The organism is Paraburkholderia sp. RL18-085-BIA-A, assembly GCF_046027075.1.
In the GTDB taxonomy this organism is placed as follows: Bacteria; Pseudomonadota; Gammaproteobacteria; order Burkholderiales; family Burkholderiaceae; genus Paraburkholderia.
This window is the reverse complement of the sequence record NZ_JARESU010000733.1, coordinates 1-229: the sequence shown is the minus strand read 5'-3', so window position 1 is coordinate 229 and position 229 is coordinate 1. Positions and strand designations below refer to the sequence as shown.

Here is a 229-nt window from a genome sequence, read left to right as displayed (position 1 = left end):
GTTGCCATCGACGGTAGCAAGTTCAAGGCAGTCAACACTCGCGATCGCAACTTCACCGACGGTAAGGTCGATAAGCGCCAGAAGCAGATCGGGGAGAGCATCCAGCGGTATCTGAACGCGCTGGAGACTGCCGATCGGACGCAACCCGCTGAGCTGGAAGCGAAGACGACCCGATTGCAGGACAAGATCGCGCGCTTACGCGAACAGATGCGAAACCTCGATCAGATCA

General features: G+C 57.6%; 1 pseudogene. It reads left to right on the top strand.

What is annotated here, in order from left to right:
- Positions 1 to 229: pseudogene (locus tag P0D89_RS54600) on the top strand (IS5/IS1182 family transposase); the annotation flags it as partial.